The organism is Desulfarculaceae bacterium, from assembly GCA_020444545.1.
Classification (GTDB): Bacteria; Desulfobacterota; Desulfarculia; order Desulfarculales; family Desulfarculaceae; genus Desulfoferula.
Genome location: JAHLKT010000006.1, coordinates 244,312 through 250,672, shown reverse-complemented (window position 1 = coordinate 250,672; position 6,361 = coordinate 244,312). Strand labels below are relative to the sequence as shown.

Annotated in this window: 6 protein-coding genes; 2 read left to right on the top strand and 4 right to left on the bottom strand. The window is 65.1% G+C overall.

The genetic code is table 11. The features are described from left to right. From KQH53_17645 to KQH53_17635, 3 genes are all read right to left on the bottom strand, one after another. Positions 1 to 645 (bottom strand): dihydropteroate synthase (locus KQH53_17645; GenBank protein ID MCB2228509.1); only part of this gene is annotated, 645 nt, incomplete at its 3' end. A gap of 29 nt (positions 646 to 674) precedes the next feature. Continuing rightward, positions 675 to 1,718: a hypothetical protein gene (locus KQH53_17640; protein MCB2228508.1), complete on the bottom strand. Its 1,044-nt coding sequence runs from the start codon at positions 1,716 to 1,718 to the stop codon at positions 675 to 677. Between the two features lie 256 nt (positions 1,719 to 1,974). Further along, positions 1,975 to 2,754, bottom strand: a complete 780-nt coding sequence (locus tag KQH53_17635) for an enoyl-CoA hydratase/isomerase family protein (protein MCB2228507.1) — start codon at positions 2,752 to 2,754, stop codon at positions 1,975 to 1,977. 389 nt (positions 2,755 to 3,143) lie between these two features. Here KQH53_17635 and KQH53_17630 point away from each other — a divergent pair, with 389 nt between their 5' ends. After that, a complete protein-coding gene (locus KQH53_17630) occupies positions 3,144 to 4,133 on the top strand; it encodes a hypothetical protein (GenBank protein ID MCB2228506.1) in 990 nt (329 codons plus the stop codon). Between the two features lie 5 nt (positions 4,134 to 4,138). Then, positions 4,139 to 4,930: a hypothetical protein gene (locus KQH53_17625; protein ID MCB2228505.1), complete on the top strand. Its 792-nt coding sequence runs from the start codon at positions 4,139 to 4,141 to the stop codon at positions 4,928 to 4,930. Positions 4,931 to 5,113: 183 nt separating this feature from the next. Here KQH53_17625 and KQH53_17620 read toward each other — a convergent pair whose 3' ends face one another. Further along, entirely contained in the window at positions 5,114 to 6,334 is a 1,221-nt protein-coding gene (locus KQH53_17620; GenBank protein ID MCB2228504.1) for a hypothetical protein, read from the bottom strand. Positions 6,335 to 6,361 lie beyond the last annotated feature (27 nt).

Sequence of the window (6,361 nt, the reverse complement as noted above, 5' to 3'; positions counted from 1 at the left end):
GGCCCCGATGGTCTGGTTGACCCCCAGCTTGTCGCGGATGCCGCTCAAGGCGCTGAGCGCTGCCAGGCCCGCCTGGTCGTCGGCGGCCACGCTCATGGCCAGGGGGTCGATGACGATGTCCTCCAGGGCGATGCCCAGCTTGGCCGCCTCGTTGACGATCTTGTCGGCAATGGCCAGGCGAGTGGGCACGTCAGTGGGGATGCCCTTGTCGTCCATGGTCAGGGCCACCACAGCCGACTTGTACTGGGCCACCAGGGGCAGCACTTCCTTGAGCTTGGCCTCTTCGCCGTTCACCGAGTTGACCAGGGCCTTGCCCTCGTAGGCCTCCAGGCCGGCGGCCTGCACCTCGGGCTTGGCCGAGTCGATGCACAGGGGCACGTCGGTCACTTCCTTGAGCGCGGCCAAGGCCTGGAGCATCAGGTCCTTCTCATCGGCCCCGGAGACGCCCACGTTCACGTCCAAGACCTGGGCCCCGGCTTCCACCTGGGCCAAGGCCTCGGCCTGCACCAAGCTCATGTCGCCCTTTTCCAGGGCGGCGGCCAGTTTCTTGCGGCCCGTGGGGTTGATGCGTTCGCCGATCATCACCACCGGCTGGTCGTGCCCGATGATCACCTCGCGGCTGGCGCTGCGGATAATGGTCTGCATAGCATTCGTGCCTTTCAGCGCCAAAGACGCTAGCCGATCTTGCCGAATTCCGCGGCCGTCTTGCGGGCGGCGCGCACGTTCTCGTCGGGCACCCCGTCGGTGAGCCCCACCGTGTCGATGGAATAATTGGAAAGCGGCGCGCCCTGGTCGATGGCGTCCTTCACCGTGGCCGCCACCTCCTCGGGGGTGCCGTTTTTCATGAGCACCGGGCTGATGCGGGCGTTGAAGGCCACGTCAGGGCCCAGCAGCTCGCGGGAGCGGCGGAAGTCGGTGCCAAAGCCCGCTTCCACGAAGACCAGGTTGGGCACCTTGGCGTAGTGCTCGGCCACCGGGTCCAGGCTGCCGCAGTGGTGGATGCCAAAGGGATGGCAGGCCTCGGCCAGCATGGTGTCGTAGGGCAGGCCGAACTCCTCGTAGGTGTCCCCGCTGATCTGCTCCACGGTGCAGTTGGGCACGCAGTAGATGGTGGGGTCGCACATGGGAGTAACGTCTACCGCGCCGGTGCCGGTGATGGGATAGACCAGTTTCCACAGGTCGATAATGCACTCGGTGCAGAACTTCAGGAAGCGGTGCGCGAACTCGGGGTCCTCGAAGTAGTCCATGTAGAGCTCTTCGCCCCGTAGCTTGAGGGCCAGGTTCTGCACGCCGGTCACGTTGATGTCGCCCACCACCTTGCCGTACTTTTTCTTCAAGTACTCGCACTGGCCCAGGATGGTGGCCATGGGCTCGGCCTTGGTCAGGTCGGGCTTTGAGAGCTTGTCGCACTCCTCGGCCGAGAGGTTCAGGGGCATGGCCCAGGGTAGAGCCGCTTCCTCATAGACGATCTCGCAGCCGAAGATGGCGGGCAGCATGACCATACCGAAGCTGATCAAGGGCTTGGGCTCAGGGTCGGGAGCGCCCAGGCCCACGTCGCCGAACTGCTCATAGAGGGCCTTCTGCTGCTTGAGGCCAACATCCACTCGGTAGTCCGGGTCGTAGTAGTAGTCGCGGTTGCCGACCAGGATGCCGTGGTTGGCTTTCCACCAATCAGGATAAAAACCCACGCCCAGGGGGATGTGTCTGGATTCGCTCACGCCGAACTCCTTGCTGCGAACATGCGGCCAAAGGTGCGATGACCGGGATTTGACGATGCTTACATTACAACATAGGTGCCAAAGGCCCCCGCGCGGCCAGCACGTCGCTGTCGGCCGTTACCGCCAGAGGCTCGATGACTTTTTGCAGCTCACGCAGGTTGCCCGGCCAGGCGTAGCAGGCGCGCCGCCTTGGAGTTCATGGTCCGCAAACGCCCCCCGCGTCCCAGGCCAGCAAGATTGTAACACAAGCTTTTTGCTACTCTTCCGGGAAGTTGGGCTCGCGCTTTTCGATGCCCGCCGAAAAGCCCTCCTGGGCGTCGGGCAGCAAGGCGGCGATGGCCATCATCTCCTTGGCGTAGTGATAGGCCTGGTCCTCGGTCATGCCGATCTGGGCGTAGAACACCTGCTTGGAAATGCCCAGGGTAATGCGGGAGCCCTTGGCGATCTGCGTGGCCAGGGCCCAGGTCTCCTCCTCCAGCTTGTCGTCGGGCACCACCCGGTTGATCAGGCCCATGTCCAGGGACTCCCGGGCGCTGTAAAGGTTCCCGGTGAAAAGCATTTCCAGGCATTTCTTGGAGCCGACCGCCCGGCTCACCGCCACCGTGGGGGTGGAGCAGTTGTAGCCGATCTTCATTCCGGTCATGCCGAACTTGGCGCCCTCTTCCGCGGCCACCGCCAGGTCGCAGCCGGCCACCAGATGGCAGCCGCCGGCCATGGCGATTCCGTGCACCTGGGCGATGATGGGCATACGCACCGTGCGCATGCAGGTCATCATGTCGTAGGAGGTCTGGAACAGGTTGCGGATCGAGGAGGGGGTGCCGTCGCGCACCTCCAGCCTGTCGTGGCCCGAGCAGAAGACCTTGCCGTTGGCCCTGAGGATTACTACCTTAACTTCCGTGCCTTCCGCCCAGTTATTGAGGCAGTCGGTTATCTCTTTCTCCACCGCGGCGCCCAAGGCGTTCATCTTGTCGGGCTGGTTGAGGGTCAGGATTCCGATCTTATCCTTGACCTCGCTCAAGATGTATTTGTAAGCCATGTCTTTGCCTCCGTGTACTGGGAAAGGCTCCCGCTCTCGCGGCGGGATTCCTTGACAATCCCATTGTGGCCGCTGACGGACCTACTCTTTTCCTAACCTATCTGTGCCCTGGAATTCAAACCCCTTGTCACGAGCGCATGAGCTTCACCCCGGGCGGCGCGATGCTTTTTCAGCACGGCCGCCTTTGACTTAGTTGGTGCGAATGTTGCAAATTTTATATTATTCCGATTAGCCCCATTCCCGCGATAGGGGCGAGAACGGCTATCACTCCGGCGAAAGGGAGGCCTCGTGCGGATGATCTGCAAGCCATGGAGGAGCAAAGGCGTGGCGGCCGCTCCCCTGCCCGGCCCGGGCACGGCCAAAAGCAAGACGCCAAAGGGAGGTTGCCTTTGCGCAACAAGCTAATGACGATTCAACAAGCCGTGGCCGCCTACACCTGGGACGGCATGACCTATTGCCACGGGGCGGCCTTTCCGGTGGGTTCGGACTCGGTGGCCTTCGGCAGGGAAATGGTCAAGCAGAATCGCAAGGACCTCAACGTCATCTGCCACTGCGGCTCCAGCCAGGTGAACCTGCTGGCCGCGGTGGGCGCGGTGCGGCGGGTGGAGGTCGGCTTCTCCGGCCTGGAGGTCTACGGCTTTGCCAACGGCCTCAACCGGGCGGTGACCAGCGGCCAGACCGTAATCGAGGACTACTCCAACGGAGCCATGGCCTTTAGATTCTTCGGCGGGGCCATGAACTGGCCTTTTGTCCCGGCCACGGTGAACATCTCCAACGATCAGCAGTGGTGCTCGGGCGACAACCCGGAGGTCTACCCGGCCACGGACAAGATCCCCACCATCATTGACCCCTTCACCGGCAAGACCCTGGGCGCTTTCCGTTCGCTCAGGCCGGAGGTGGCGGCCATCCACGTGACCATGGCCGACATCCACGGCAACGCCATCATGCTGGGCAGCGAGTGGAGCCGCTTCGAGATGTCGCGGGCAGCCGAAAAGGTGGTGCTGGTGGCCGACGAGATCGTGGACACCGCCTGCATGCGCCAATACCCCAACCTGGTGCGCATCATCTCCGAGGTGGTGGACGCGGTGGTCTACTGGCCCTTCTGCTCCTGGCCCCAGGCCTCTTGCGGGCTCTACGATTCTGACGAAGAGCACATGTTCATGATGAACAAGGCCATGAAGACTGCCAAGGATACCGAGGCCTACTGCCACGACTGGGTCCACTCCTACCAGACCCAGGAAGAGTACGTGGACCTCATCGGCCGCGACAAGATCGAGAAGATCACGGCCACGGAGACCGCCTTCTTGATGGACCCGTACCGCCACTGGCTCAAAAGCGGCGTGGAAGTGGCCGAGCTTTTGGAACAGGCGAAGGGATAGGCGCCATGGAATACACCAAGCAGGAATTCATGGCCATCGTCACCGGCCGGGAGATCAAGGACGGCCAACTGATCATCCTGGGAGTGGGGCTCTCCATGCTGGCCGGTTACTTCGCCCGGCTCAACCACGCCCCCAACCTCCGAGCCTTCACCGAGGGCGGGATCTACGGCTCCACCCCGGTGGGCGGACTGCCCTGGGGCATCGAGTGCAACCGCATCAGCGCCAACGCCACCAGCTTCACCAACGCCATCGACGCCCTGGGCTTCCTGGTGGCTTCGGGGCGCTGCGACAACGCGGTGATCGGGGCGGCCCAGGTGGACAAATACGGCAACGTGAACACCACCGGCATCTGGGAGGAGCCGCCCTGGAAGGCGGGGCGCTACGCCACCCCCCGGGTGCGCCTCAACGGCTCGGGCGGGGCCAACGACATCTCGGTGGGGGCCAAGAGCTATTTGATCATGGCTTCCCATGAAAGCCGCCGCTTCATGGAAAAGGTGGACTACATCTCCTCGCCCGGCTATCTGGACGGCGGCGACGCCCGCCAGCGGGCCGGGTTCGTGGGCGGCGGCCCCTCGGCCATCATCTCCACCCTCGGCATCTTGCGGCCCGACCCGGTGAGCAAGGAGTTCTATCTGGACGCCTACTTCCCCTTCACCACCGTGGAGGAGGTCAAGGAGTCCACCGGTTGGGATCTCAAGGTTTCGCCCGAGGTGAAGATGGTACCCGAGCCCAGCGAGCGGGAGATGGCCAATCTGCGGGCGGTGGACACCACCGGCTCTCTGCGCAAAAAGGGCTAAGGCCTTTTGTCATCCCGGCGGGCTGGACGGCACTAGCCATCCTTAAGCTTTTCGAGATGGGCATGAGCCTGCAAAGGCCCACGACCGCCACGCCGGCCGGAGGCCTCAGCCTCCGCCGCCACGGCCCCAAGGCGGCTTTTTAGCTGATGACTTTCATGCGGAGCCTTTAGGCGCCGCGCCCCTCTACCACAGCGCCCACACCGGCGTGGCCACCTGGGGCCAGCTATCGGGCCAGTCCTTGAGGCTGGGCGCGTCCACGGGCTTCTGATTTTTCATCAGGGCCAAGAGGTCCGCGCGGGTCAGGCCGGGGAAGGCCAGCAGGCTCAGGCCCCGGGGACGGCCCCCGGCGGTGACGCCCGCCTTCTCGATCAGATCGCCATAGGTTTGGGCCAACTCCTGGGCCTCTTGGGCCAGCTCAGGGGCCAGGCCGGACCACCACTTTTCGCCCTCCACCCGCTGGGCCAGGTGATTCACCCGCTGGCGCAGCAGGTCCATGTCCCGGTCCTGGTCCAGCTTGGCGCACAGGCTCAGGAAGGCCTGGTCGTCCAGCTCGGAGAGGTCGGGCAAAACCAGGCGGGCCGCCTCCTGGGCCAGGGGGTTGTCCGGCCGGGCGGCCATCGGGGCCAGGCCCAGGGGCGAAACCGCCCCGGCGGGGGTGCGGTACTCCTTGACCGGCGGCTGCACCAACTCGTGGGCCCGGTCCAGGAGCAAGCGCGCCGCCGCGCCCGAGCTGGTGGCCAGCCAATCCTCGCCGGCGTCCAGGCCCGCGGCCAGGGTAGCCCAGGCGGCCATGCGTTGCTCCAGGAGGTGCTCCTGGGGCAGGGTGTAGTCCACCGGGGCCAAGTGGTCCAACAACGGAGCCTCGTAGTCCACGGGCTGGTGGTCCTCCTGGTCCTGGCCCATGGAGGAACGCAGACGGCTCTCGCCCTGGCGGGCCTGGGAAAGGGCCTGCTCCAGCTCGGCGGCCTGCTGGTCCTGGATGTGGGCCAGGTTCAAGAGCAAATCCGCCTCCACCCCGGGCAGGCCTTGCTCGCCCTGGCCCTCGGCGCCCTGGTAGGACTTGATGTCGCGCATGAGGCTGCGGAAGGTCTCGGGCGGCGAGGGCGGCTGCACCCCGGCCTTAACCGCGTCCACCGCGCTGGAGCCCTGGTTGCGGCTGAGCCACTCGCTCCACTGGCGCAGCTGCTCGGCCGCCTGGCGGGCCTGGGGGTTGTCCGAGCCGTCGGCCCCGCCGCCGGGGCGCAGCTTGGCCACCAGGCCCTCCAGCCCCGGCGGGGCCGCCTCGGCTCCGGCCTCCAGGCTGGGCGGCTGCAACACGCACAGCGGCTTGAACAGGGGGCACAAAGACACCAGCACGCTGCGGCGCAATGCGGTGGAGGGCAGAATCAGGGCGCTAAGCTCCATGGGGGCTCCTTCCGGGGCGTTCACTAA

Coding starts and splice junctions, on each gene's coding strand:
- KQH53_17625 (MCB2228505.1), top strand. CDS start 4,139: ATGGAATACACCAAGCAGGAATTCATGGCCATCGTCACCGGCCGGGAG.
- KQH53_17635 (MCB2228507.1), bottom strand. CDS start 2,754: ATGGCTTACAAATACATCTTGAGCGAGGTCAAGGATAAGATCGGAATC.
- KQH53_17620 (MCB2228504.1), bottom strand. CDS start 6,334: ATGGAGCTTAGCGCCCTGATTCTGCCCTCCACCGCATTGCGCCGCAGC.